22 protein-coding genes are annotated in these 24806 nt (G+C 72.0%); 11 read left to right on the top strand and 11 right to left on the bottom strand.

The window, feature by feature from the left end; all coding sequences use genetic code 11:
- Positions 1–16 precede the first annotated feature (16 nt).
- From ACZ6YG_RS07465 to ACZ6YG_RS07455, 3 genes are read right to left on the bottom strand one after another with little or no spacing between them, the layout of a single operon-like run.
- Positions 17–970 (bottom strand): ABC transporter permease, encoded by a 954-nt coding sequence (locus ACZ6YG_RS07465; RefSeq protein WP_148032381.1) that lies wholly within the window; start codon positions 968–970, stop codon positions 17–19.
- Positions 957–1934, bottom strand: a complete 978-nt coding sequence (locus ACZ6YG_RS07460) for an ABC transporter ATP-binding protein (protein ID WP_148032382.1) — start codon at positions 1932–1934, stop codon at positions 957–959. The genes ACZ6YG_RS07465 and ACZ6YG_RS07460 overlap by 14 nt, the downstream gene beginning before the upstream one ends.
- Positions 1931–3070 carry a LolA family protein gene (locus ACZ6YG_RS07455; protein WP_466017456.1) on the bottom strand — a complete coding sequence of 380 codons (1140 nt, stop codon included), beginning with the start codon at positions 3068–3070 and terminating at the stop codon, positions 1931–1933. The genes ACZ6YG_RS07460 and ACZ6YG_RS07455 overlap by 4 nt, the downstream gene beginning before the upstream one ends.
- Before the next feature lie 127 nt (positions 3071–3197).
- On the opposite strand from ACZ6YG_RS07455, the gene ACZ6YG_RS07450 reads away from it, so the two are divergent.
- Both ACZ6YG_RS07450 and ACZ6YG_RS07445 read left to right on the top strand, forming a co-directional pair.
- The gene (locus ACZ6YG_RS07450; protein ID WP_148032384.1) at positions 3198–3872 is read left to right on the top strand and encodes a response regulator transcription factor; all 675 of its coding nucleotides are present in this window, start codon (positions 3198–3200) and stop codon (positions 3870–3872) included.
- Positions 3865–5223, top strand: a complete 1359-nt coding sequence (locus tag ACZ6YG_RS07445) for a sensor histidine kinase (RefSeq protein ID WP_148032385.1) — start codon at positions 3865–3867, stop codon at positions 5221–5223. The genes ACZ6YG_RS07450 and ACZ6YG_RS07445 overlap by 8 nt, the downstream gene beginning before the upstream one ends.
- A gap of 149 nt (positions 5224–5372) precedes the next feature.
- Here ACZ6YG_RS07445 and ACZ6YG_RS07440 read toward each other — a convergent pair whose 3' ends face one another.
- Positions 5373–6242, bottom strand: coding sequence for a LysR family transcriptional regulator (locus ACZ6YG_RS07440; RefSeq protein ID WP_148032386.1), 870 nt, complete (start codon positions 6240–6242; stop codon positions 5373–5375).
- 816 nt (positions 6243–7058) lie between these two features.
- On the opposite strand from ACZ6YG_RS07440, the gene ACZ6YG_RS07435 reads away from it, so the two are divergent.
- Both ACZ6YG_RS07435 and ACZ6YG_RS07430 read left to right on the top strand, forming a co-directional pair.
- Complete coding sequence (locus ACZ6YG_RS07435; RefSeq protein WP_466017455.1) at positions 7059–8066, top strand: neutral zinc metallopeptidase; 1008 nt, start codon at positions 7059–7061, stop codon at positions 8064–8066.
- A 1617-nt stretch (positions 8067–9683) separates the two neighbouring features.
- Positions 9684–11006 carry an LCP family protein gene (locus ACZ6YG_RS07430; RefSeq protein WP_466017454.1) on the top strand — a complete coding sequence of 441 codons (1323 nt, stop codon included), beginning with the start codon at positions 9684–9686 and terminating at the stop codon, positions 11004–11006.
- Positions 11007–11075: 69 nt separating this feature from the next.
- Here the strand turns inward: ACZ6YG_RS07430 and ACZ6YG_RS07425 are convergent, their stop codons facing one another.
- Both ACZ6YG_RS07425 and ACZ6YG_RS07420 read right to left on the bottom strand, forming a co-directional pair.
- Positions 11076–11756: a glycoside hydrolase family 25 protein gene (locus ACZ6YG_RS07425; protein WP_187281232.1), complete on the bottom strand. Its 681-nt coding sequence runs from the start codon at positions 11754–11756 to the stop codon at positions 11076–11078.
- 213 nt (positions 11757–11969) lie between these two features.
- Positions 11970–14006 (bottom strand): spermine/spermidine synthase domain-containing protein, encoded by a 2037-nt coding sequence (locus tag ACZ6YG_RS07420; protein ID WP_148032389.1) that lies wholly within the window; start codon positions 14004–14006, stop codon positions 11970–11972.
- 183 nt (positions 14007–14189) lie between these two features.
- On the opposite strand from ACZ6YG_RS07420, the gene ACZ6YG_RS07415 reads away from it, so the two are divergent.
- Positions 14190–15545: a S8 family serine peptidase gene (locus tag ACZ6YG_RS07415; RefSeq protein ID WP_466017453.1), complete on the top strand. Its 1356-nt coding sequence runs from the start codon at positions 14190–14192 to the stop codon at positions 15543–15545.
- A gap of 7 nt (positions 15546–15552) precedes the next feature.
- Here the strand turns inward: ACZ6YG_RS07415 and ACZ6YG_RS07410 are convergent, their stop codons facing one another.
- Both ACZ6YG_RS07410 and ACZ6YG_RS07405 read right to left on the bottom strand, forming a co-directional pair.
- Positions 15553–16278 carry an ABC transporter permease gene (locus ACZ6YG_RS07410; protein ID WP_148032391.1) on the bottom strand — a complete coding sequence of 242 codons (726 nt, stop codon included), beginning with the start codon at positions 16276–16278 and terminating at the stop codon, positions 15553–15555.
- Positions 16275–17015: an ABC transporter ATP-binding protein gene (locus ACZ6YG_RS07405; RefSeq protein WP_466017452.1), complete on the bottom strand. Its 741-nt coding sequence runs from the start codon at positions 17013–17015 to the stop codon at positions 16275–16277. The genes ACZ6YG_RS07410 and ACZ6YG_RS07405 overlap by 4 nt, the downstream gene beginning before the upstream one ends.
- Positions 17016–17081: 66 nt before the next feature.
- On the opposite strand from ACZ6YG_RS07405, the gene ACZ6YG_RS07400 reads away from it, so the two are divergent.
- Complete coding sequence (locus ACZ6YG_RS07400) at positions 17082–17717, top strand: TetR/AcrR family transcriptional regulator (RefSeq protein ID WP_466017451.1); 636 nt, start codon at positions 17082–17084, stop codon at positions 17715–17717.
- On the opposite strand, the gene ACZ6YG_RS07395 is transcribed toward ACZ6YG_RS07400, so the two are convergent.
- The gene (locus ACZ6YG_RS07395; protein WP_148032393.1) at positions 17714–18019 is read right to left on the bottom strand and encodes a DUF4190 domain-containing protein; all 306 of its coding nucleotides are present in this window, start codon (positions 18017–18019) and stop codon (positions 17714–17716) included. The two genes, ACZ6YG_RS07400 and ACZ6YG_RS07395, sit on opposite strands and share 4 nt — an antisense overlap.
- Before the next feature lie 86 nt (positions 18020–18105).
- Here ACZ6YG_RS07395 and ACZ6YG_RS07390 point away from each other — a divergent pair, with 86 nt between their 5' ends.
- Together ACZ6YG_RS07390 and ACZ6YG_RS07385 are read left to right on the top strand one after the other, a co-directional pair.
- Entirely contained in the window at positions 18106–18564 is a 459-nt protein-coding gene (locus ACZ6YG_RS07390; protein WP_271277668.1) for a nitroreductase family deazaflavin-dependent oxidoreductase, read from the top strand.
- A gap of 57 nt (positions 18565–18621) precedes the next feature.
- Positions 18622–19434 carry an ion transporter gene (locus tag ACZ6YG_RS07385; RefSeq protein WP_271277667.1) on the top strand — a complete coding sequence of 271 codons (813 nt, stop codon included), beginning with the start codon at positions 18622–18624 and terminating at the stop codon, positions 19432–19434.
- Between the two features lie 31 nt (positions 19435–19465).
- On the opposite strand, the gene rpsD is transcribed toward ACZ6YG_RS07385, so the two are convergent.
- A complete protein-coding gene (rpsD, locus tag ACZ6YG_RS07380; RefSeq protein WP_148032396.1) occupies positions 19466–20080 on the bottom strand; it encodes a 30S ribosomal protein S4 in 615 nt (204 codons plus the stop codon).
- A gap of 66 nt (positions 20081–20146) precedes the next feature.
- Between rpsD and ACZ6YG_RS07375 the strand changes: the two genes are divergently transcribed.
- The gene (locus ACZ6YG_RS07375; RefSeq protein WP_466017450.1) at positions 20147–20875 is read left to right on the top strand and encodes a DUF2470 domain-containing protein; all 729 of its coding nucleotides are present in this window, start codon (positions 20147–20149) and stop codon (positions 20873–20875) included.
- 76 nt (positions 20876–20951) lie between these two features.
- Complete coding sequence (locus ACZ6YG_RS07370; RefSeq protein WP_466017449.1) at positions 20952–21470, top strand: hypothetical protein; 519 nt, start codon at positions 20952–20954, stop codon at positions 21468–21470.
- 517 nt (positions 21471–21987) lie between these two features.
- Here ACZ6YG_RS07370 and ACZ6YG_RS07365 read toward each other — a convergent pair.
- Complete coding sequence (locus ACZ6YG_RS07365; protein ID WP_466017448.1) at positions 21988–23190, bottom strand: ROK family protein; 1203 nt, start codon at positions 23188–23190, stop codon at positions 21988–21990.
- Between the two features lie 136 nt (positions 23191–23326).
- Between ACZ6YG_RS07365 and zwf the strand changes: the two genes are divergently transcribed.
- Positions 23327–24802, top strand: coding sequence for a glucose-6-phosphate dehydrogenase (gene zwf, locus ACZ6YG_RS07360; RefSeq protein ID WP_271277664.1), 1476 nt, complete (start codon positions 23327–23329; stop codon positions 24800–24802).
- The last annotated feature ends 4 nt before the right edge of the window (positions 24803–24806 follow it).

Below are 24806 nucleotides of genomic sequence, written 5' to 3'. Positions count from 1 at the left end.
GCCGGCCCTGTGGGGGTCAGGACGTGACGTCCTTGCCGGTGAAGTGGGCCCAGGCGATCGAGAGGGACATCACGATGTAGGCGCCGAACGTCAGCAGGCCCTCCGTCAGCGCCCCGGTGTCGATCGGGCTGCGCAGGACCGCGTCGAAGCCGGTGAACCTGGTCGGCAGCAGGTAGGGCGCGATCGCTTCGAGCGCGGGGATGGCCCGCAGCACCTGGCAGGCGATGATCAGCACGACGGTGCCCGCGATCGCCCCGATGGGCACCTCGGTGAACGCCGAGATGGCCAGCGCCACCGCCGCGACCGCCGACAGGGCGAAGCCGACGTAGCCGACGGTGAGCGCGATGCGCAGCAGCCCGTCGGTCATGGTGACGGTGGTGCCCGACAGCAGGACCACGTCACCGGCGGGGAACAGCACGAGCCCGGTCACCAGCGCCGACAGCGCCACGACCGCGGTGACCGCGTACGCGTACACGACCGCGTTCAGGTACTTGACGGCCAGCAGCCGGGTGCGCCCGGCGGGCGCGGCGAGCAGGTAGCGCAGCGTGCCGCCGCCGGCCTCGCCGGCGAGCGCGTCGCCGGCCACCACGCTGACCGCGATCGGCATCATCAGCAGCACCAGGGCCGAGAGCGCGAGGAACGTCAGCATGAGGCTGTTGCCGGCCACGGCGGCGATCATGCCGCCGACCTGGTCGTCCCCGGCGAACAGCCGCAGGGACACGCCCATGATCACGGGCACCGTCGCGAGCGCGGCCAGCATGGCCAGGTTGCGCGGCCGGTGGAAGGTGAGGCTCAGCTCGGAGACGAGCAGCCGCCAGAACGCGCCCGCGCGGCGCCCGGCCTGCGGAGCGGGCGGGGCGGGCCGGTCGGAGGGCTCCTCCGGGCGGCGTTCGACGGTGCTCAGGGTCTCGGTCACGGGCACCAGCCCGGGGGTGCGACGGGTGCGGGTGCCCGTGTCAGCCGTCGACATCGAATCCCTCTCCTGTCAGTCCGACGAACACGTCCTCCAGGCTCGGCCGCACGACGGCGAGCCCCCGTACGGCCACGCCCTCGCCGACGAGGGCGGCGTTGACCCGCTCGGGAGCGTGGCCCCCCAGCTCGGCGGTCACGGCGCCGGCGGCGGAGCGCACGTCGGCCAGCCCGAGCGCCGCGAGCACGCGCGCCGCGTCGGCCGCGTCGGGCGTCTCGACGCTGACGCGGGTGGCCAGGCCGCCGCTCAGCGAGGCGATGGTGCCGTCCGCGACGAGGCGGCCGGTGCGCATGATGGCGGCGTGCGTGCACATCTGCTCGACCTCGGCCAGCAGGTGGGAGGAGACGAACACGGTGGTGCCGCCGGCGGCGATCTCCTTGACCAGTGCCCGCACCTCGCGGGTGCCCTGCGGGTCGAGCCCGTTGGTGGGCTCGTCCAGGATGAGCAGCTCGCGCGGCCCGAGCAGGGCGGCCGCGATGGCGAGCCGCTGGCGCATGCCGAGCGAGTAGTTGCGGTAGCGCTTGCCCGCCGCGGCGGTGAGGCCGACGCGTTCCAGCGCCTCGCCGACGCGCCGCCGGACGGTCGCCCCGGAGGCGGTGGGGTCGGCGGCGTCGAACCGGCGCAGGTTGGCCTCGCCCGTCAGGTAGGGGTAGAAGGCCGGTCCCTCGACCAGCGCGCCCACCCGGGGCAGGGCCAGCGCGAGCGGCAGGCCGAGCAGGGAGCAGGTGCCGCCGGTGGGCGTGATCAAACCGAGCAGCATCCGGATCGTGGTGGTCTTGCCCGAGCCGTTCGGCCCCAGGAAGCCGTAGACGGAGCCGCGCGGCACGGTCAGGTCGAGCGCGTCGACGGCCGTCTGGCCGCCGCGGAAGCGCTTGGTCAGCCCGGACGTCACGATGGCGGCGCCGGGGTCGGAGGGCGGGGCCGCCCCGGTGGGCGCCCCCGCTTCCTGCGCGACGGTCGTCACCTGACGCCCGCCGCCTTCATGATCTCCTCCGGGGTGACCGCGCCGACCAGCAGGCGGCCGTCGTCGGTCAGCAGCACGGTGACGAGCTTCGTCCTGATCATCTTGCCGGAGCCCCAGGTGCCGCTCACCGGGGTGGCCGTCTTCAGCACGTTGTCGAAGAGCGCCCGCGCGTCGGCGCCCTCGCCGCCGGGAGCGCCGGGAGCGCCGTCCGCGTCGCCCTGCGGCATCGCGGCGTCGGCGGGCAGCACCGCGACCGCGGTCCAGCCCTCGCCGCGCACCTTCAGGTCCCCGGCGGTGCGCCTGGCCTCCTCGGCGTGCTCCTGTCGCACGTCGGACGGCCCGAACGTCTTCTCCTCCACCTTGGCCCCGGCCGGCGGGGTGAAGGCGAAGTTCTCCTCGGCGGGCGGGGTGAAGGTCAGCTGGGTGAACCCGACCTGGAAGGCCGGCTCGGCCGAGCCCTTGGCGAACACCTGGACCCGCAGCGGCACGTAGTGCTCGCCGTCGATGGCCAGGCGCACCTCCTGGACCAGGGACGCGGGGTCCTTCGGGGTGAGCGTGAGCTGGTAGGCCGGGCGGCCCGCGACCTCGGCGGTGTTGCTCACCGAGATCGTGGTCGACTCGTCCACCTGCTCCAGGAGCCGCTGCGCCGCCTGGTCGGGCGTCATGACGGTCGGGGCGGCCGTGGGCAGGCCCTCCCGGGGGTGCTCGCCCTGCAGCTTGACCCTGGTGGCGGTGTTGCTGTCGCTGTCCCAGTACCACACCTGGTCGCCGTTGACGATCACGTTGGTCTCGTTGAACTGGGTGGGCAGCGCCAGCCGCATCTTGTCCTCGTCGCCGTACCAGAGCTTCACCTCGTGGGAGCCGGACAGCAGCGACAGCGGCGAGCCGTCGCCCGTGTCGGGCAGCGCCGGCAGGCCGAGCGAGGCCGTCTGCTGGACGGTGCCGGACATGGGGGGCATGCCCTCGCTCTTCTCCGCCGCCGCGGCGGCGTCGGCCAGCAGCTGCTGGGCCGACCGTTCGGGAAGCACGGGGTCGCCGCTCACCGCGGCGATCACCGGCCCGGCGCCTATCGCCGCGCCGATCACGGCCGCCGCCGCGATCGGCACTCCCCACCTCACGTACGTGCCTCTACGCATGTCACTCCTCAACGGTATGTCGATACACGCAGCCTGCGTGATGCATCCTTAGGCGAACCTGAGACGGGCTGAGATCCCTCTCAGCGTTCTCAGCGGGCTCTCAGCGCACGGACGGGAGAATCGGCACATGCGGGTACTGGTCGTCGAGGACGAACGCCGGATGGCGGCCGCGCTCCAGCGCGGGCTGCAGGCGGAGGGGTTCGCCGTCGACCTCGCCCACGACGGCGAGCAGGGGCTCCACGAGGCGAGACACGGCGACTACGACGTGGTCGTGCTCGACATCATGCTGCCCAGGCTGTCCGGCTACAACGTGTGCAAGCAGTTGCGCGCGGAGGAGAACTGGGTGCCGATCCTCATGCTGTCGGCCAAGGACGGCGAGTACGACATGGCCGACGGCCTCGACCTGGGCGCCGACGACTACCTGACCAAGCCGTTCTCGTACGTGGTGCTGGTGGCCAGGCTGCGGGCGCTGCTGCGGCGCGACTCGGGGCGGCGGCCGGCCGTGCTGGCCGCCGGCGACCTGTCGCTGGACCCGGCGCGGCGGCGGGTGCGGCGCGGCGAACGCGACGTCGAGCTGACGCCGCGCGAGTTCGCGCTGCTGGAGTACCTGCTGCGCAGGCGCGACGAGGTGGTGTCCAAGTCGGAGATCCTGGAGCACGTCTGGGACACCTTCGACACCGACCCGAACGTGGTCGAGGTGTACGTGGGCTACCTGCGGCGCAAGATCGACGCCCCGTTCGGCAGGAACGCGTTGCAGACCGTGCGCGGCGCGGGCTACCGGCTGGCCGGCGACGGTGGCTGAGTTCCCGGCCGCGCGCCCGTCGGCCTGGTGGCGGCGGCAGGGGTTGCGGTTCCGGCTGACGGTGGTGGCCGTCGCCGTGCTGGCGGTGGCGCTGGCGGTGTCGGCGTCGGTGCTGCTCTCGGTGCTGGACCGGACACTCCTGGCCACCGTGGACGAGTCGGTCAGCCGGCAGGCGCACACCGTGCGGGTGCAGGCCGACGCCGGCACGCTGACCACCCCGATCACCACCCACGACGGCACGATCGTGCAGGTCATCGGCGCGGACGGGCGGATCACGCACGTCACCTACGGCGCGGACCGGCTGGTGCCGCTGCTGGACGCGCGGGGCCGGGCGCGGGCGCTGGAGGACGGGCGGGCCACGTTCGTCGACGGTCATCCGTACGCGATCCCGGCGCAGTTGCGGGTGGTGGTGCTGAGCGCCGACCGCGGGCAGACGGTGATCGCGGCCCGGTCGGTGTCGGAGATCCAGACGAGCGTCCGCACGGCCGGGCGGGTGCTGCTGGTGGGCACGCCGCTGCTGGTGGTGCTGCTCGCGGGCGCCAGCTGGATGATCGTCGGGCGTACGCTGCGGCCCATCACGGCGCTGCGCAGGGGCGCGGCCGAGATCACGCACACCGCCCGGTCGCGCCGGCTGCCGGTGCCGGAGTCGCGCGACGAGGTGCACTCGCTGGCCACCACGCTCAACGACATGCTGGCGCGGCTGGAGGAGGCCGAGAAGCGGCAGCGGGCGCTGGTCTCCGACGCGGCGCACGAGCTGCGCAGCCCGCTCGCCAGCATCCGGCTGCAGCTGGAGGTGGCGCTCGGGCACCCGCAGGGGCAGGACTGGCCGGAGACGGCCGAGGGCGTGCTGGAGGACACCCTGCGGCTGTCGCGGCTGGCCGAGGACCTGCTGGCGCTGGCCAGGCTGGACGAGCGCGGCGGCGTCCCGGCCCGGCGCGAGCCCGTCGACCTGGACGAGGTCGTGCGGCAGACGGCCGAGCGGTACGCCGAGGTGAGGCTGGCCGCCTGCGACCCGGTGGAGGTGCGCGGCGACGCCATGGACCTCAGCCGGGTGCTGACCAACCTGATCGACAACGCGGTGCGGCACACCGCGTCGAAGGTCGAGGTCGCGCTGACCGCCGACGGGATCCTCACCGTCACCGACGACGGGCCGGGCATCCCGGAGGAGGACAGGGAGCGGGTGTTCAACCGGTTCACCCGGCTCGACACCGGGCGCAGCCGTGACGAGGGCGGTGCGGGGCTGGGGCTGGCCATCGTCCGGGAGACGGTGCGCGCGCACGGCGGCACCGTCCACCTGGAGGACGCCTCCCCCGGCCTCCGCGCCGTCGTCTCCCTCCCCCCGTCCCTCTGAACGGGACGTCCGTCACCGGGGCGTTCACCAGGAGCGCGTCGGCACGACTGCACGCCGACCGGTGTGACGGTGGAGCCTGACGGCGCCTGCCACGTGTCCACGGGGGCACACGGGCCGGCGACCGGCGAGGTGCTGAGAATCCGACCGCGCTAGGCGGTCGTGCCCCTCTCGGCGGTCGCCAGGAAGTCCTGGGCGATCAGCGGGAGGCGGCGGCGCGTGTGCACGACGGCGATCACGCGTCTGACGGCGGGCTCCAGCGAGCGGACCACGAGGCCCGCACGGGCGGCCTGTTCGGCCATCCCGCGGTACCACAGCAGCGACGCCTTCCCGGCGCGCACCGCGTTCAGCCAGCCGTTGCGTTCGTCGGTTTCGAGCACCACGACGGGGCTCACCGAGAACTTGCCGAACATCGCGTCGAGCTCCCTGCGGCGGACGCTGCCGCGCGCGGGCAGGGCCAGGCGCATGCCGTGGAGTCTGCCCATGGGAACGGGGTTGGGGAGTTCGAGCCCGGGCGGGGAGATCAGCACGATCTCCTGGCGCTCGAGCGGGTGGGTGATCAGGTCGCCGGGGACGGGCAGATCGGTCAGGCCGAGGTCGGCCCGCTGGTCCCGGATGGCGCTGACGACGGCCTCGCGGCCCTCGCAGCGGACGATGTGCACGCGGACGCCGGGGTGCTCGGAGGCGTAGGCGGGCAACAGCCGCCCCGCCAGACCGGGCTCCAGGCTGGGGGTGGAGGCGATGCGGAGCTCCGCTTCGCCGGCGCCGCCGTGGTTGGCGAGGCCTTCGATCTCGCGGACGGCGTCGAGCGCCTCCCGAGCCAGCTTCACCACGCGGCGACCTTGCGAGGTCACCACTACCCCCCGCCCCGAACGCGCGAAGAGCGTCATTCCGAGCTCTCGTTCCAGATCGCGGATCGCACGCGAAAGCGCAGGTTGTGCGATATAGAGCGACCTTGCCGCGTCAGTCATGGTGCGGTGCTCCGCAGTCGCGACCACATAGCGGAGCTGCTGGAGGTTCATGGCAAAGAACGCTAGGACAACGGCAGGTCCGTGGTCCGGAACATGACTGAGATCACCTCGAATGATTTCGGACCGTAACCGAGTACCGCTACATCCGTGACGGGTGGGAAATCAGTATGCTTCTGCCCCATATTCGGCAAAGGCACGATGTGTGACAGGAGAGGTCGCGCATCTCGGACAACCGAGTAAAGGGGCGACACGGTGACAGGGAACGGGCAATATCCTCCCGCGCCACAGGGGCCAGGACAGCCCCAGAGGCCGCCCTCGCTACCATGGCCGCCGCCTGGCCACCGCCAGCCACAGCCGCAAAGCAACCCATACCCCGGTCAAGGCGTTCCCAATCCTGGCGGACCTCATCCGGGTCAGGGACCGTACCCCGGAGGGGGCGCCCCACCGCCGGGGCAAGGCCCCTACCCGGGCCAGCCACCACCCGGCCAGGGGCCGTACCCGGGCCAGGGGCCGTATCCCTCACAGCCGTATCCCGGACAGGGGCCGCATCCCGGGCAGGGCGCGCCCCCGGGCGCGGGGCCCTATCCCGGGCAGGGACCGTACCCGGGCCAGGGCACACCGCCCGGACAGGGGCCGCATCCCGGGCAGGGCGCGCCCCCGGGCGCGGGGCCCTATCCCGGGCAGGGACCGTACCCGGGCCAGGGCACACCGCCCGGGCAGGGGCCGTACCCCGGGCAGGGCGGCGGTTATCCGCCGGGCGGCGGGTACCCAGGCGGCCCTCCGCCCCCGCAGGGGCCCTGGCCGGGCGGGCAGCCGTCCTTCCCGCCGCACGGGCAGTGGCACCACCGGCCGCGCCGCAAGTCCGGCATGGGTGTGGTCGGCGTGCTCGGGCTGGTGTGCGGGACGATCGCGGGACTGTTCGTGCTGGTGATCGTCGGGGCGGCGTTCCTGGGCTCGTCGTCCGGTTCGGACACGACGACGCCGATCGCGCAGCCGACGTACTCCCCGTACGACGAGCCGACGCGGTCAAGAGGTGAGCCGACGAGCAGCCCCACCCGGGACGACGTGCCCACCGAGCGTCCGACCCAGCGGCCCACGCAGGACGACGAGCCGGACGACGACCCGCCGAGGCGGGTGACGCTCGACCGCAGCCTGAAGAACAACACCGTCTACCGGGCCGGCGTGCTGCCCAGGCTCACCTGCCGGGCGGGCAACGTGAGCATCTTCAGCCACAGCCAGCTCAAGTCGCTGATCCTCAAGACCGGCAAGTGCATGGACCAGGCGTGGGGCCCGATCCTGCAGAAGCAGGGCATCCCGTTCAGCCCGCCGAGGTACGCCATCGCGGCCAGGAGCGGCAGGGGCGCCTGCGGCGACTACCCCCAGCGGGGCAGCATCGTGCCGTACTACTGCCCGCGCAACAACACGATCTACGCCTCCACCTCGGCCATGGCCAGGGGCAACGGGAACTCGCGCGGCTACGGCCAGATCATCAGCTGGCACGGCGGCATCATCAGCATGATGGCCCACGAGTACGGGCACCACGTGCAGAACCTGACCGGGCTGCTGGACTCCTGGTGGGGTAAGACGCTGGAGACCTCGAACCAGAACGGCAAACTGGCGCTGAGCCGACGGCTGGAGCTCCAGGCGACCTGCTTCGGCGGGATGTGGATGCGGTCGGTCGCGGCCTCGTACCCGGTGAGCACGAGCAGCCGGCAGCGGTTGTTCTGGTTCTACGGCCAGGTGGGCGACCATCCGGGATACCCGCGTGACCACGGGTCGACGGCGAACAACCACCGGTGGTTCCGGCAGGGCTGGGAGAAGAACAAGGCCTACCAGTGCAACACGTGGGCCGCGCCGTCTTCGACCACCTCCTGATGGTTACTTGAGGTTCATCTCATGTTGGGCACATGTCTTTGATGTCCATATATGGCGACTAGAATCCTGGCAATCTTGTGCCATCGGGGGGCAAACCCAGCGGGTTATGCCTGGTAGGCGTGCGAAGGAGCCGGTGTGAGCAATCGCGATGGGGTGGACGCCGTGCCCGGAGGCCGGAAACGGCGCCCCCCTCGCCGACCCCGGCCCGCGCCGGGCAATTCCGCCGACCCCTCGCCCGACCCGGCCGCCCCCCATCCGGACCCGTCCGGCGCCGTCGACCCCAGGGCCGCCGAACCGCGAGCCGGCGAGCCGCGGAGCGGGCGGACCCGCAGGACCCGGCGCTCCGGCGACCCTGCGTCAGGCACCCCACGCCCCCGCAGGGACCCCGCGGACGCGCCGGGCCAAACCCCGGACACCCGCGAAACCCCACACCCCGGCACCCCCACCCGGGGTGAAACCTCCGCCCGGGGCGAAACCTCCGGCGGAGGCGACCATCTGGCACGGGGAGCTTCCGGCAGAGGCGACCACCTGGCAGGAGGAGCCTCCGGCAGAGGCGACCATTCGGTACGGGGAACCTCCGGCAGAGGCGACCACCCGGCAGGGGGAACCTCCGGCGACCACGGCTCCGCCGGGAGAGGAAGCTCCGGCGGAACCGGCCGCCCCCGCGAAGAGGCGGCCGGGAGAGGCGCGGGCTCCGCCCCGGGCCTGAGCGGCAGAAGCGCGGGCGAGGGCCCTGTCACAGGCGGCTCTGGCCATGGCATCGTCGGCAGGGGCGTCCACCCCGGCGCCGACTCAGCCAGAGTCTCTGGCGAGGGCGGCTCCGGCTTCAGCGGCGGCGCCGCTTCCGGCGCCGGCACAGGAAGGGGCTCCGGCAGGAGCGCCGGTGCCGACAGCGGCGGCTCTGGTGCCGGAGACGGTTCCGGCAGGGGCCCCAGCGGCGGCTCCAGCAGAGGCTCAGGTGCAGGCTCCGGCATGGGTGCCGGAGCCGGTGCCGGCGGCGACTCCGGTACTGGAGGCGGCTCCGGCAGGAGCGCCGGTGCCAGTAGCGGCAGAGGCTCTGGGGCCGGAGGCAGTTCGGGCAGAGGCTCTGGCGCCGGAGGCGGCTCCAGCAGGAGCGGCGGCTCCGGTGCCGGGAGCGGCTCCGGCAGGAGCGCCGGTGCCGGTAGCGGCAGAGGCCCCAGCGCCGGAGGTGGTTCCGGCAGCGGCCCAGGTGCCGCCGGCGGCTCCGGAAGGGACCCAGGTGCCGGCGGCGGCTCTGGCAGAGGCTCAGGTGCGGGAAGGGGCTCTGGCAGAGGCTCAGGGCCCAGTGGCGGCTCTGGCAGAGGCTCAGGGGCCGGAGGCGGTTCCGGCAGGAGCGGTGGCTCTGGCGCCGGGGGTGGCTCGGGGCCAGGTCGTGGCGATGACGGGCGGGCACGTTCGGGCGGCAACCGGAGTGGGGGGATCGCGGGGAGGCTTGCCGGGATCGGTGGGGGGAGTGCGGCGCCGCGGTTCGCGAAGCCGCTCACGCCGGCGTCCATCCTGGGCTGGACCCTGCTGTCGATCTTCGTTCCGGGCGCCGCGCACCTGCGGGCCGGGCACCGGCGCACCGGTCTGGTCCTCGTCGGCGTCTTCGTCGCCGTGCTGCTCGGCCTGCTGGTGTTCGTGCTGGCCAACCTGGACAACGCGGGGATCGTCACGCGCGACAGCGTGATGATGACCGTCGTGGTCCTGGCCTCCGTGGGCGCGCTGAGCTGGTTCGCGCTAGCGGTCTCCTCGTACGTCGCGCTCGGCCCGAGCCGGCTCACCCAGCAGGGCCAGATCATCTCCGGCGTCGCGGTGGGACTGCTGTGTGTGGTGGTGATGGCCCCGTTCGCGCTGTCGGCCACGTCGGTCTACGCGGTGTGGGACGCGAAGAAGCACGTCTTCAAGAGCGCGGAGGACAACCCGGACGTAGCGCCGATCAAGGAGGAGGACCCGTGGAACGGCAAGGACCGGGTCAACTTCCTGCTGGTCGGCGGTGACGCCGCGGGCAACCGCACCGGCGTGCGCACCGACAGCATGAACGTGGCCAGCGTGCACATCCCGACGGGCGCCACGGTGCTGTTCAGCCTGCCCCGCAACCTGCAGCACGTGCGCTTCCCGCCGTCGTCGCCGCTGCGCAGGCACTTCCCGAACGGCTTCATGGCGGAGCTGCCCAACGGCGGCCTGCTGAACGAGGTGTGGCAGTACGCCAACGACCACCCGGAGCAGGCGGGCGGCAAGAACCGGGGCCCGCGCGCGCTGATGGACGCGATCAGCTACACGCTCAACCTGGACATCGACTACTACGTGCTGATGAACATGTACGGGTTCGCCGACCTGGTGGACGCCATCGGCGGGCTGACCATCCACGTGGAGCAGGACGTCAAGTGGGGCGGCCTGTACGGGACCGCGGGCACGATCAGGGCGGGCACCCGGCGGCTGTCGGGCGAGGAGGCCCTCTGGTACGGCCGGTCCCGGGTGGGCAGCGACGACTTCTCCCGGATGAGCCGCCAGCGCTGCGTCATCGGCGCGTTCGCGCAGCAGGCGACGCCGCAGAAGATCCTGGCGAACTTCAACAGCATCGCCACGGCGACCAAACGGCTGGCCGAGACGAACATCCCCGAGGAACTCCTGGAACCGCTGCTGGACCTGGCGCTCAAGGTCAAGGACGCGAAGATGAGCAGCCTGCAGTTCGTGCCGCCGAAGTACTGGCCGGGCAGCCCCGACTGGGTCAAGATCCGGCGGGCGTCGGCCAAGGCGGTCCAGGACTCGCTCAAGCCGCGTCGCGCCAAGGCCGCCACGCAGGCCGCGCCGACGGCGTCGGCTTCCCCGTCGGTCTCGCGTACGCAGGTGCGGGCGGCCCAGCCGACCGAGACGCCGACCCGCAACTCGCAGAAGGCGAACGACAGCGCCGAGTCGCTCGACGAGCTGTGCGGATGAAACGACCTCGCCCCGCCTCCTGCCGGTCGGCGGGAGGCGGGGCGAGGTGCGTCGGCGTACCCCGGGGGGTCAGCTGCGGCCGAGGGCGCGCAGCTGGTCGATGCTCAGCGCGGAGACGTTCTGGTCGACCGGCGCGTCGGAGTACTGGTGGATGGTCCAGGACTTCCAGTCGGCCGGCGTGGCGACCGTGCCCTTGGCCTTGTCGTAGTGGGCGACCCACAGCGGGTACTCGCCCAGGCCCTTGCCGTACTGGTCGGCGAAGGCGTAGCCGCTGTAGAACAGCGGGGTGACGCCGGTCTTGGCCTTGACCCGCTCCAGGAACGTCTTGGCCCACTTGTTCACGTGCTCGACCGACTTGCCGTCGCTGGTCTCCAGGTCGAGGGCGAGCAGGTCGCCCTTCTCGGCGGGCTGGCTGTTCACCACGGACAGGAAGAAGTCGGCCTCGGCGACGGGGTCGTTCTTCGGGTGCCCGAAGTGGTAGGCGCCGCGCACGACCTCGTGCTTGTCGAGTTCCTTCCAGTGGCGGGCGAAGGTCTTGTCCTTGAAGTCCAGGCCCTCGGTGGCCTTGACGATGCCGAAGTCGGCGCCGCTGGCACCCCAGTCGTGGGTGGGCTGGTAGTTGGAGACATCCTGGCCGTACGGGAGCTCGGCGGCCTGGGCGGGGGCGGTGAAGGCGGGAGCCGCCACGGTGGTGGCGACGGCCAGGGCCGCGGTGGCGCCGAACTTGCGCAGGGTACGGGTGATCGTCATGGTGTTCCTCCAGAGTCGCGCACGCTGAGTGATCATTCGTACGCATAGAGCTACGTGAGCACCTCTGCGGGACACGCTGCGGAGCGAGGTGCGCTGGGAGTGGAGCGGCCGCTGTCAGATTGATGGGCGCTCAGATGTTGGTTACAACGGCGCGGCTTTCCCAGGCATTCCAAAACCGCAGGTAAAGCCTCGAATGGCCGGGCAAACAGGGGCTTACGCGAGCGCCCGCCGGGGCAACAGCAGGAACGCGCCGAGGTAAAGCACGCCGGCGACGACGAGCAGCCCCTGATAGCCGATGACCAGCGCCAGGTACTCCAGGCAGCCGCCGACCATGGCGCCGAGCAGGTTGGCGCCGAAGGAGGTGGTGGCGTCGGCGGTGTCGGCGAACCGCTTGGCGAACACCACGTTCGCGGCGAAGATCGGCAGGAAGGCGACGATGACGGCGGCCACCGCGCGCACCGGCACGGGCAGCGACAGCAGCCACGCGTTCGGCACCAGCCAGGCCAGCAGCAGGCCGGCGAAGAGCACCCCGTACATGACAGGCAGCGGCGGGGTGCGGAAGCGGCGGGTCACCTCGACGGCGGCGAGCACGGCGACGAGCACCCCGGCGAACACGATGGCGTTGACCACCCAGGTGGTGCCGAACAGCAGCGCGAACCCGGTCACGCTCTTGGTCTCCAGCAGCAGGAACGCCACCCCGAGCAGGAACAGGTCGGCGTACGGGCGCATCCTGCGGTACGGGCCGGCCACGACGCGGACGGCGAGCAGGCTGACCGCGAGGATCAGGCCGAGCGTGACGAGGTAGAGCGACGGGATCGTGCGGTCCTTCAGGTAGAGGAAGGGCCGGTCGTCGTCGGCGGGCGGCGGGGTGCCGGCGGCCGCGCCCGCCCAGGGGGCGCCGCAGCGCTGCGCCTCGGGGGTCGCCCCGGCGGTGATGACCGCCTGCTGGCCGGTGGTGCTGACCACGTCCACGCAGGGGGCGTGGCCGAAGGCGCGCTGGGCGGTGGTGGCGAGCCGGTCCACCAGCCAGCTCTCGCGGTAGTAGTTGTACATGGAGAACGCGCCGCCGGGCTTGAGGCGCTCACGGGCGGCCCGCATGGCCTCCTCGGTGAACAGGTAGCTCTCCAGCCGCAGCGAGCTGGCCCCCGACACGAGCGTGAGCGAGTCGGGCAGCGCGAACAGGATCAGGTCGTACGAGCGATCGGTCTGTTCCAGGAAGGCGCGGCCGTCGGTGACGTGCGTGGTCACGCGGGGATCGTCGTACGGCTTGTCCGGGTGGGTGGAGCCGCCGAGCTCGCGCAGCTTGGGGTCGATCTCGACGGCGTCGACGTGGCGGGCGCCCTTGGACAGCGCGATGGAGACGTCGGTGCCGCTGCCCGCGCCGATGATGAGCACGTCGTCGGGCCGGGCGGCGGCCCGCTCGTAGGGCAGCCCGTACTGGGCCTCCCACTGGAGCCGGGCGTGGGCGGGCACGGCCTGCTGGTGGGGGATGCCGTTGACGGAGATGTCGGTCACCGGCACGCCGAGCTGCTCGAACTGGCGGTGGGTCACCTTGTAGTACGGCGACCAGAGCGCCCCGGCGGTGAGCGTCTCGGCCAGCAGCAGGCCGACCACGGCGAGCGAGGGGACGGCCACCAGCCCGATGTAGGCGGCGCGGGGCCGGGGCACGAGCAGCACCGCGTACGCGGCGGCGGCGAGGATGCCCCAGAAGACGGGCGGCGCGCTGAGGAACGACAGCCCGGTGAACACCGCGATGCCGGTCAGGCTGCCGATGAGGTCGTAGCGGTAGGCCTCCAGCCGGGGCAGCTCGGGGAAGCAGCGCCCGACCAGCTCGGCGGGGCCCATGAGGACGAGCGCGGCGGCGCAGAAGACGATGGGCAGGCTGATCCAGGCGGGCGGCCCGACCGTGGACAGGCTCGTCCAGTAGAGCACCCCGTCGGTGTCGCGGTCGACCGTCACCGGGAACGCCAGCACCACCATGACCAGCCCGAACAGCACGACCGGCGAGTAGTAGGGCTGGGCGGTGGTGCGGCCGACGCGCAGGAACCCGAGCCCGATGCCGAGGAACGAGCCGAGCAGCACGAAGTTGGTGAAGTAGCTCAGGTGCACGATGTTGGAGCCGGTCCAGCGGATCAGCGCCAGCTCCAGGAAGAGCATGAACGCGCTGGCGAGGATCAGCCGGGGCCGCACCGCCAGCCAGTGTCCGCCCGTGCCACCGCTTTCGACGGGCTTGCGCGCCTGAAGCGTCATGGTGACTCAACCTAGTCAACAGATCGCCCGCACGGAAGCCTCACGATTACGCGAGGATGTCGTCCCATTCGTCGCATTTTGCGGCGTTTCCGCAGGTCACAGGCTTGGCAAAGCCCTGGACGGCGACGGCGCGATGACGCACGGTAAGGGAGTCGCTCCATCCATACACGCTCGGTGGTGATCATGCGGGTCCTCATCCAACTCCGCCCCTCCCCTGACCTCGTCGCGGCCGTGGCCGACCCCGGCCGCGCCGTGACCACGGCCGACGTCGCGGACGGCCTGCCCGGTGTCGAGCTCGACACCGGGTTCGCGCCCGTGGCGCTGCCGCGCCCGGTGCCCGCCACGGGCGGCGATCCGCTCTCGCTCAATCAGCCGCTGCGGTTCTCGATGGCCGCAACGGACGCCTCCGTGCTGGTCCGCGGCACGATCTCCGACGACGAGGTGGCCACCAGGGTCTCGCTGCTGCCCGGGCTGCGTCCCGACGTGGTGGGGGTGTTCTCCGACCCGGTCATCGAGACCTGCCCGACGTGTGGCGGCGACCCGCCGGCCGGCACCTGGCGTGACGTGGAGCGGCTGCTGGACGGGCCCCGGATGCGCGCCGAGGGCCTCGACGGGTCCGACGTGCACGTGGCCGTGGTCGACACCGGCGTCAACCTGGACCACCTGAGCGGCAAGCTGGGGCGCGACGTGCGCCTCGACGCCGGGCGGAGCTGGCTGCCGCCGACCGTGCCGGGCACGCCAGGGGAGTTCCCTGTCGACCATGGCACGATGTGCGCGTTCGACGCGCTCATCGGCGCCCCGGCGGCGACCCTGCTCGACCTGCCGCTGCTGCGCTCCACCCGGCCGGGCGGCTCGGTCATGGACGGGCTGCTGTCCGACGCGGTGGCCGCGTTCGCGCACCTGCGCGGCGTGCTCGACGCCCAGCCCGAGGAGTCGCGGGCACTGGTGGTCAACAACTCGTGGGGGTCCTTCTCCCCGGAGTGGGACTTCCCCGTGGGGCATCCGGGCAACTACTCCGACAACGGGGCGCACCCGTTCAACCTGATGGTGGCGAGCCTCGACCAGGCGGGCGCGGACATCCTGTTCGCGGCGGGCAACTGCGGGCGCGACTGCCCCGACGGGCGCTGCGCCTTCCCCGAGCGGCCGATCACCGGCGCCAACTCCCATCCGCGGGTGCTGTCGATCGGCGGCGTGAACGTGCGCGGCGAGCGCGTCGGCTACTCCTCGCAGGGCCCGGGACGGCTGGCCGAGCGCAAGCCGGACGTGTGCGCGTACACGCACTTCGCCGGCTCCGGCGCGTACGGCGACGAACCCGACTCCGGCACGTCGGCGGCGGCCCCGGTCGCGGCCGGGCTGGTGGCGGCGGTGCGGACGCGCTGGCCCGCCTCGCGGCTGTCGCCGGCCCAGCTGCGCGCCCTGCTGCGCCGCACCGCAGAGGACCGCAGCACGGTGGGCTTCGACTACGACTACGGCTACGGCATCGTGGACCCGGCCGCGATCCTGGCCGCGCTGGGGCGGCGGGCCAGGAGCGCGGCCTGAGCCGTCGCTACGCGGCCTGGCGGTTGAACACGCGGGTGCCGACCGCCAGGCCGGCCACGGCGAACAGCGCCGTCACCACCACTCCGGCCAGCACCGTGCCCGTCAGGTAGTGGCCGGCGAACAGCTCGCGCAGCGCCTCCACCGCATACCTGAACGGGCTGACGTACGAGAGCGCGTCGAGCCAGCCGGGGGCCATCGACATCGGCAGGAACGACCCCGACAGCAGCGCCAGCGGGATCACCGCGGTGCTCATCACGGGCGCGAACAGCTGCTCGTCCATGGTGAGCGCGATCGCGTACGAGAGCGCGGCCATGCTGGTGCCGAGCACCACGATCAGCGCGAGCCCGGCCAGCAGCCCCGCGGCGGGGGCGCGCAGCCCGAAGGCGTAGCCGACCGCGACCAGCAGCACGACCTGGACCACCAGCGTGACCACGTTGGTGAGCACGCGGCCGAGCAGCAGCGCCAGGCGGGAGGCCGGGGTGACCCGCATCCGCTCCAGCACGCCGGTCCGTCTCTCGAAGACCACGCCGAACCCGGCCATGCCCGTGCTCAGCAGGCTGAGCTGGATGATCAGCCCGGGCACCAGCACCTCCCAGGTGCCGAACGTGGCGAAGATGGGGCCGAACAGCACGAGGAAGAAGAGCGGCTGGATGGCTCCGAAGATCATCCCGACCTTCTGGCGGAGCGTGATCCGCAGGTTGTGCCGGAAGAGCACCCAGGTGTCGCGGATCATCGGACGCCGGCCTCCTCACGCAGGCTCCTGCCGGTGATGTCCAGGAACGCCGCGTCGAGGGTGCGCCCGGCCTTGAGCTCGGCCGGGGTGCCCGAGGCGGCGATCTCGCCGTGGTCGATGATCAGCAGCCGGTCGCAGAGGGCGTCGGCCTCGTCCAGGTAGTGGGTGGTCAAGAAGATCGTCACTCCGTGGTGGTCGCGCAGCGCGCGGATGTGGTCCCACAGGTGGGCCCGGGTCTGCGGGTCGAGCCCGGTGGTCGGCTCGTCCAGGAACAGCAGCGCCGGCCGGTGCGGCAGCGCGAACGCGATGTCGGCGCGGCGCCGCTGCCCGCCGGAGAGCGCGCCGCCCGGCCTGTCCCGCACGCCGTCGAGGCCGAGCATGGCCAGCACCTCGGCGGCCCGGGCCCGCGCCTCGACGCGGGAGAGCCCGTACAGCATGCCCTGCAGCTCCAGTTCGTCGCCGATCGGGACGGTCGGGTCCGTCCAGCCGGACTGGGACACGTAGCCGATGCGGCGCCGCACCTCTCTCGGGCCGGCCAGCAGGTCCTGACCGGCCACGGTCGCGGTGCCCCCGGTGGGCGGCAGCAGGGTGGTCAGCATGCGCATGGTCGTGGTCTTGCCCGCGCCGTTCGGGCCGAGGAAGCCGACGATCTCGCCGCTCCGCACGGACATGGTCACGTTCCTGACGGCTTCGACGCCGCCGGTGAAGGTCTTGCTCAGACCTGATGTCTCGATCACTTCATCGCCTCCAAATTTAGAGTAGACACAATTTTGATGTCACTGCAATATTGGTACGATGAAGGCATGGAAGAAGGGCTGCGGGAGCGGAAGAAGCGCGAGACCCGGGAGCGCATCGCGGACACGGCGATGGGGCTGTTCATGACGCGCGGGTTCGACAACGTGACCGTGGCCGAGGTGGCTCGGGCCGCCGACGTGTCGGTGAACACGGTGTTCAACTACTTCCGCACGAAAGAGGACCTGTTCGCCGACCGGCAGGAGTTCGTCGAGAGCCTGCCGGTGGAGGTGCTGCGCGCGCGGGAGAAGGGCGAGAGCGCGGTGCGGGCGTTCCGCCGCGACTTCGTGGCGGCGGTCGGGACCCGGGGGTGGCAGTACGGCCTGCAGGACGGGGCCGACGTGTTCGCCAGGATGGTGGGCGAGAGCCCGTCACTGCTGGCCCGGATGCGGGAGATCCATCAGCAGCGGGAGGAGGCGCTCGCGGAGGCGCTGGCCGACGAGCTCGACGCGGACGCCGACGATCTGGCCCCGCGGCTGGTGGCCGCCCAGATCCTCACCACGACCCGGCTGCTGTCGGACTACGCCGTGCGGCGTTCGCTGGCCGGTGAGCCGTGGGAGACGATAGCGCCCGAGCTCCGGGCGCAGGCCGAGGCGGCTTTCGGCCTGCTGGAGTCGGGCATCGGCGACTACTGCGTGCGGCGCTAGCTGACCGACGCCATGACGATGGCGAACACGATGAACACCCCGTAGATGAGGATGATCCCGCCCATGATGCAGGTGCTGACGATGCCGCAGATCCGGCCGGCCTGCACCATGCCGCGGTTCTCGTACACGTAACCGCTGGCGTCGATCTCCCGCAGCGCCTTGGTGCCCATGTTCCAGGCGAACGGCCCGAGGATCTGGCAGATGACCAGGCTGAGGATGCCCATCACCAGGATGGTCGTCCCGTTGGGGTGCGTCTGCGGTGGCGGGCCGTAGTAGCCGGGGCCGTAGTGGGGATAGGACATGGGTGACTTGACCCCTCGGTTGTCAGGCAATCAGGTGGGTTTTATACCACAGCAGCCTCATTGCCAGCCGCTTGTACACTGCTTGAATGATCAAGGGCGCGTTCCAGTGGCTGGCCGGTACCGAGTGGTTCATGCGAGCCGGTCCGAGGATGGTGCCGAAGGTCGAGCGGCTGATCGACAAGATGTCCGGCGGCAAGCCGGTCGGCGGCGACCGCTCCCTGGTCCTGATGACCACCGGCGCCCGGTCCGGGGAGCCGCGCCGCACCCGGCTGGCGTGCGTCCGCGAGCCCGACGGGTCGCTACTGGTCGTGGGCAGCAACTTCGGCGCCGAGCGCCACCCCGCGTGGACGGCCAACCTGCTGGCCCGTCCGGAGGCGGCCGTGTCCTTCCAGGGGCGCGAGATCCCGGTGAGCGCGCGCCTGCTGACCGGTGACGAGCGGGCCGCGGTGTGGCCGGGACTGGTGGCGGGCTCGCCGTTCTACGAGCGCTACACGGCCAGGTCCGGGCGGGAACTGCGGGTCTTCCGGCTGATACCGGAGCAGTGATCCTTTTACGCCAAAATAGTCGGGCAATCCATCCCTTTCGAGGAGGAGCCCTCCCCCGTGCGTGAACGCCTCGGCGCCGTCCTGGCGCACCGGCACTTCCAGCGGTTCATCGTCGCCGTGATCCTGGTCAACGCCGCGGTCCTCGGTCTGGAGACCGTTCCCTCCGTGGCGTCCCGCTACGGCGACCTGCTGGCCCTGCTGGACCAGCTCGCGCTGGCGATCTTCGTGGTCGAGCTGGCGGCCAAGATCTACGTGGAGCGTTCACGGTTCCACCGCGACCCGTGGAACATCTTCGACACGGTGATCGTCCTGATCGCGGTGGCGCCCGCCACGGCGAGCAGCCTGTCGGTGCTGCGCTCGCTGCGCATCCTGCGCGCGCTGCGCCTGCTGTCGGCGGTGCCGAGCCTGCGCAAGGTGGTCTCGGCCCTGCTGCGCGCGATGCCCGGGATGAGCTCGATCGTCGTGCTGCTGTCGCTGGTGCTCTACGTGGCCGCGGTGCTGGCGACCAAGCTGTACGGGCAGACGGCGCCGGAGCGCTTCGGCAGCCTGCCGACGTCGTTGTTCACGCTGTTCCAGACGATGACGGGCGACGACTGGGGCAACATCGCGCGTGAGGTGATGGAGGTCCACCCGTCGGCCTGGATCTTCTTCACGATCTTCATACTGCTCTGCACGTTCGTGGTGCTCAACCTGTTCATGGCGGTGGTGGTGAGCGCCATGGACGAGGAGGCGAAGGAGGAGCGGGCCGAGATGGAGGACCTGTCGGCCGCCTCGACCCAGCGCATCCTGGACGAGCTGGCGGAGCTGCGCAAGGAGGTGGCGGCGCTGCGCCGCGTCACCCCGCGGGCCAAGAAGCGCACCAGCGCCTGACGGCCCGCCGGGCACGCGCGCGCCGCGAGGGTCAGCGGGAGTAGAACTCGACCACGAGCAGCTCGTCCACGGGCACGGGCACCTGCTCCCGCATCGGGACGGCCAGCAGGGTGAAGGTCAGCGCGGGCAGGTCCACGCTCAGGTACGGGGCGGTGCGCTCGTCCGCGTGGATCCCCTCGGCGGCGGCCACGAACGGCTGCATCCGGCGTGACCGCTCCCGCACCGACACGACCTGGCCGGGCTTGACCAGGTAGCTGGGGATGTCCACCTTGCGGCCGTCCACCGCGATGTGCCCGTGCGCCACGTACTGGCGGGCGGCGTAGATCGACGGCGCCAGCCCGGAGCGCATCACCAGCGAGGCCAGCCGGGACTCCAGGATGGAGACCAGCTCGGCGCCGGAGGCCCCCGGCCGGCGCTCGGCCAGGTCCCAGTAGCGGCGCAGCTGCCGCTCCGACACGTCGTAGTACCAGCGCAGCTTCTGCTTCTCCAGCAGGCGGACCCCGTAGTCGCCGGTGTTGCGGCGGTTGGTCTTGCGGCCGTGCTCGCCCGGCGGGTACGGGCGCTGCTCGAAGTAGCGGACGGCTTTCCTGGTCAGCGGCACTCCCGCGCGGCGCGACAGGCGCACCTTGGGACCGGTGTAGCGCACGTTCACCTCATTGTGCTTAGGTAATGCTTACTTAGGTAAGGCTAACCTACACGCCAAGGAGGCGCCATGCTGCCCATCCCGCAGCGGATCCGCACTCTCGCCGCGACCGCCTCGGTGGTCAAGCTGACCGTCGACGGCGTCCCTGCCCGCGCCAGGGGCGGGGTCGACGAGCGGGGCAGGCCGGTGCTGCTGGCGCTGCCCGGCGAGCCGCTGCACGGGCTGCACCGGCTGCACCAGGACGCCGTGGTGGCGGTCAACCTGGCGGCGATGCGCAGGCTCGGGGACGACGAGCACCCGCGCGGGCTGATGGAGGTGCAGGGCTGGGCCCAGCCGGTGCCGGCGGGCGAGGCGCGGGCGGCGGCGGTCGCGGTGGCGGCGAACACGGCCGACGAGGCGCTGTTCGACGCCCTGGAGCGCTACGGGCGGCCGGACGCGCCCCGGCTGCTGCGGGTGGACGTGGCCCAGGTGGTGTACCTGACCGGGCAGGAGTCCGGGGTGCTGGACGCCGACGACTACCTGGACGCCGAGCCCGACCCGCTCGCCGAACCGGCCGAGCGGGTGCTGGCGCACGTCAACGCCGCGCACCGGGAGCAGCTGGCCAACGGGGTGTCCCGGCATCTCGGCAGGCCCGCCGGGGAGGTGTGGCTGTGGGAGCTGGACAGCCGGGGGGTCACGGTGCGGGCGGACGGCTCGCTCGTCCGCTTCCTCTTCCCGGCGCCCACGAGCAGCGGGAGCGACCTGGAGGCGGCGCTGAACGGCCTGCTCTGCACCTGCGGCCACCACCCGGCGGCCTGAACCGGGACGTCCTTGTTGATCACGATTCTCCGCTTCGCCGTTCGAGCACCGCCAGGGCTGACTATCATCTGCCTCTGTGAGAGAGACCGAACGGCGCGGGCGGATCCTGCAGATCGCCGGCACGCTGACCGGCACCCTCATGCTCGTCCTCGCCGGCGTCCTGGCCGCCGCCGGGTCGCCGGGCACGTCGCTCTCCACCGCCAGCATGCCCCAGCCGGGCGTGCCGGGTCTCGCCGAGCCGCGAGGGGCGATCGAGTCGGCTTCCGGCCGGGCCGACCCGCGTCACCTGTCGATGCCCCGCCGTGACGCGCGCCCGTCCCCGACGGGCACCCCTGACCGGCCCACCGCCCGGAGCTCCCCCCGCCCCTCGCCGTCGTCCGCACCGTCCTCGGTGGCGCCGTCCCCGGGCGAGACCTCCCTTGCCACCCCGTCCTCCCGTACGGACAGGGAAAGCCGGGCGGGCGCCCTCGCCCCCGCCGGCCCGGCCCTCACCACGGCCTACCCCGCCCCGGGCACCCGCCCCACCCCGACGGCCACCAAGACCAAGACGAAGAAGCGCCTCACGCGCCCCAACCGCATCCCCGGCCACCGCTGAGCACCCGGGAGAGCAACCCTCCCCAACCCGGCACTACGGCGAGCTGAGCGGGCCAAAGGCACGCACGACGGCGCCCAGCCCGAGGGGGTTCCCACAAGGTTTTCTCTCCCCGACGCCAGAGAGATCGAGCCTGCGGCGCCCAGCCGGAGGGGGGTTCGCCCGAAGGTTCCCTCCCCGACGCCTGCGGCGCCCAGCCCGGAGTCCCCACAGAGGTTTCTCTCGGCGACGCGTGCGGCGCCCAGCCTGAGGGGGTTCCTACGAAGGTTTCCCTCCCGACACGTGCGGCGCCCAGCCTGAGGGGGTTCCCACGGAGGTTTCCCTCCCGACACGTGCGGCGCCCAGCCTGAGGGGGTTCCCTGAGAGGGCTCTCCCGACGGCAGAAAGATCCAGCCTGCGGCGCCCGGCCCGAGGGGGTTCCCACGGAGGTTCCCTCCCCGGCACGTACGACGCACAGCCCGAGAGTCCCGAAGAGATTTCTCTCCCTGACGCGTGCGACGCCCTGGTGGATCGGGGGTCGTCAGAGGGGTTTCGTGGGGTGCAGGGGGCGGCGGGTGGCGAGGGATTCGTCGACGGCCTCGGGTGAGAGTACGTGGTCGAGGACCATGACGGCGCAGCCGCTGATGCCGGCGGCCGGGCCCAGCCGGCTCGGCTCGATGCGCAGCCGTCTGGTGGCCAGCGCGGTGGAGCGGCGGTAGACGACCTCGCGGATGCTGGACACCAGCGGCCCGAACGCCTCCGCCATGTCGCCGCCCAGCACCACGACCGACGGGTTGAGTATGTTGACCGCCCCGGCCACGACCTCGCCGATCCGGCGCCCTGCCTCGCGCACGGTCGCCATCGTCTCGGCGTCGCCGGCCCGCACCAGGCGGGTCACGTCGGCGATGTTCTTGACGTCCTTGCCGGCGGCGCGCAGGTCACGCAGGAGCGCGGTGCCGCTGGCGACAGAGTCGACGCAGTCGACGTTGCCGCACCGGCACAGCACGCCGCCGCCGTCGCGTACCGGGATGTGGCCGATCTCGCCGGCCGCGCCGAGCGCGCCGCGCAGGATGCCGCCCCCGGCGATGATGCCGGCGCCGATCCGGGTGGACACCTTGATGAACATCAGGTCGTCCAGGTCGGGGTAGGCGCCCCGGTGCTCGCCGATGGCCAGCACGTTCACGTCGTTGTCGACCAGCACGGGCACCGGGAAGCGGGCCCGGACCAGCGGCGGGATCACCACGCCCGTCCAGGACGCCATCACCCTGGCGCTCTCGGTGCGGCCCTCGGCGAACTCGACGGTGGCGGGCATGCCCATCCCGACGCCCTTGACCATGGAGCGGGGCCGGTCGCCGAGCAGTTCGTCCCAGGTGTCCATGACGAGGGGCAGCACCACGTCGGGGCCCTGCTCGACGTCGATCGCGAAGTCCTGCCCGGCGAGCTCGCGGGCGCTCAGGTCGCAGATGGACACGCGGGTGCGGCTCGCGCCCAGCGCCGCGACCAGGACGACGCCGCCGGACGCGTTGAACTCCAGCCGCACCGGCGGGCGCCCGCCGGTCGAGGGAGCGTCCGCGCGCTCGACGACCAGGCTGCGTTCCAGCAGCTCGTCGACGCGGAGCTGCACAGCGGGGCGTGACAGGCCGGTGACCCGGCCGATGTCGGTCCGCGTCACGGCCGTACCGGTGCGGATCAGCTGCAGTACGTCACCGCTGGTGGCGAGGGTGGCTGCGGTACGTCGAGACATCGGCTAAGTGAACCACACCTAGTTGTGTCATGAAAAGTCGCTACTTTTTCATCTCAAATAGCAAAACTATGCTTGTGTAGGACCGAAACCCTAGCTAGTGTCCGTTCTGTCCCCGCATTGGTAGATCATCGGAGTCGTGTTCGTGTCCCCGCTCTCGCCCTCCCCGGCCGCCCACACCGCCGACCTGGTGGTCTTCGGCGGTACGGGTGACCTGTCCATGCGCAAGCTGCTCCCCGCGCTGTACCACAGCGACAGGGACGGCCGGCTCTCGCCGGAGACGCGCGTCATCGCCCTGTCCAGGGGCGGGCTGACGGACGCGGACTTCCGCGGCAAGGTGGACGCCCAGGTACGCGACGTGGTGCCGGTCGACGACCACGCCATGTGGCAGCGCTTCCTGGGCCGCCTGCACCATCTGACGGTGGACGTGGGCGGGCAGGACCGCACCGGCTGGGACGCGCTGCGCGCGACGCTGGCCGAGGACCGTGACCGCGTGTTCTACCTGGCGAGCCCGCCCAGGACGTTCGGCCCGTTCTGCCGGGAGGTGGACCGGGCGGGGCTGGTGACCCCGCGCTCCCGGGTGGTGCTGGAGAAGCCGCTCGGCCACGACCTGCCGAGCGCCCAGCGGATCAACGACGAGGTCGGCGCCATCTTCGACGAGCACCAGATCTTCCGCATCGACCACTACCTGGGCAAGGAGACGGTGCAGAACCTGCTCGTGCTCCGCTTCGCCAACGCGTTCCTGGAGCCGATCTGGAACTCCCTCTGGATCGACCACGTACAGATCACCGCCGCCGAGACCGTCGGCACGCCCGGCCGGCGCGGCTACTACGACCACGCCGGCGCGCTCCGCGACATGGTGCAGAACCACCTGCTGCAGCTGCTGACGCTGACCGCGATGGAGCCGCCCGCGCGCAACGACCGCGAGGCGATCCGCGACGAGAAGGTGAAGGTGCTGCAGGCGCTGCGCCCGATCACCGGCGGCGAGGTCGGCCGGTTCACCGTGCGCGGCCAGTACACCGCCGCCGACGGCATGGCCGGCTACCTGGAGGAGCCCGGCTCGACGCCGCCGACCGAGTCGTCGGAGCGGGTGGAGACGTTCACCGCGATCCGCGCCGAGATCCGCAACTGGCGCTGGGCCGGGGTGCCGTTCTACCTGCGCACCGGCAAGCGGCTGCCGAACCGGCGCTCGGAGATCGTGGTGCAGTTCAAGGACGTGCCGCACTCCATCTTCCCCGGCGGCTCGCCGAACCGCCTGGTGCTGCGGCTGCAGCCGGAGGAGGGCATCGAGCTGCACATCATGGCCAAGGAGCCGGGCGCGGGCGAGGTGTCGCTCAAGCCGGTGCCGCTCAGCCTGAACTTCGGCGAGACGTTCCCCGCCCGCGTTCCCGAGGCGTACGAGCGGCTGCTGAGCGACGTGCTGGCCGGCAACCCGACGCTCTTCATGCGCCGTGACGAGGTGGAGGCCGCGTGGCGGTGGATCGACCCGATCCTGGACGCCTGGCGCTCCTCCCCCGAACTGCCCGAACCGTATCCCGCCGGGACGACCGGCCCCGCAGGCGCGCACGAGCTCCTCGGCCGCAGTGGCCGCGCCTGGCACGAGGAGGAGGCGTGACTTC

Source organism: Nonomuraea sp. NPDC054003, assembly GCF_055585125.1.
This window is presented reverse-complemented; position numbering and strand designations above follow the sequence as displayed.

What these genes read in the sequence shown, in the direction of transcription:
- ACZ6YG_RS07435 (WP_466017455.1), top strand. Translation starts at nt 7,059, where the DNA reads ATGGGTGTGGTCGGCGTGCTCGGGCTGGTGTGCGGGACGATCGCGGGA.
- ACZ6YG_RS07440 (WP_148032386.1), bottom strand. Translation starts at nt 6,242, where the DNA reads ATGAACCTCCAGCAGCTCCGCTATGTGGTCGCGACTGCGGAGCACCGC.
- ACZ6YG_RS07425 (WP_187281232.1), bottom strand. Translation starts at nt 11,756, where the DNA reads ATGACGATCACCCGTACCCTGCGCAAGTTCGGCGCCACCGCGGCCCTG.
- ACZ6YG_RS07465 (WP_148032381.1), bottom strand. Translation starts at nt 970, where the DNA reads ATGTCGACGGCTGACACGGGCACCCGCACCCGTCGCACCCCCGGGCTG.
- ACZ6YG_RS07455 (WP_466017456.1), bottom strand. Translation starts at nt 3,070, where the DNA reads ATGCGTAGAGGCACGTACGTGAGGTGGGGAGTGCCGATCGCGGCGGCG.
- ACZ6YG_RS07420 (WP_148032389.1), bottom strand. Translation starts at nt 14,006, where the DNA reads ATGACGCTTCAGGCGCGCAAGCCCGTCGAAAGCGGTGGCACGGGCGGA.
- ACZ6YG_RS07390 (WP_271277668.1), top strand. Translation starts at nt 18,106, where the DNA reads ATGATCAAGGGCGCGTTCCAGTGGCTGGCCGGTACCGAGTGGTTCATG.
- ACZ6YG_RS07400 (WP_466017451.1), top strand. Translation starts at nt 17,082, where the DNA reads ATGGAAGAAGGGCTGCGGGAGCGGAAGAAGCGCGAGACCCGGGAGCGC.
- ACZ6YG_RS07410 (WP_148032391.1), bottom strand. Translation starts at nt 16,278, where the DNA reads ATGATCCGCGACACCTGGGTGCTCTTCCGGCACAACCTGCGGATCACG.
- ACZ6YG_RS07375 (WP_466017450.1), top strand. Translation starts at nt 20,147, where the DNA reads ATGCTGCCCATCCCGCAGCGGATCCGCACTCTCGCCGCGACCGCCTCG.
- ACZ6YG_RS07365 (WP_466017448.1), bottom strand. Translation starts at nt 23,190, where the DNA reads ATGTCTCGACGTACCGCAGCCACCCTCGCCACCAGCGGTGACGTACTG.
- ACZ6YG_RS07450 (WP_148032384.1), top strand. Translation starts at nt 3,198, where the DNA reads ATGCGGGTACTGGTCGTCGAGGACGAACGCCGGATGGCGGCCGCGCTC.
- ACZ6YG_RS07415 (WP_466017453.1), top strand. Translation starts at nt 14,190, where the DNA reads ATGCGGGTCCTCATCCAACTCCGCCCCTCCCCTGACCTCGTCGCGGCC.
- ACZ6YG_RS07395 (WP_148032393.1), bottom strand. Translation starts at nt 18,019, where the DNA reads ATGTCCTATCCCCACTACGGCCCCGGCTACTACGGCCCGCCACCGCAG.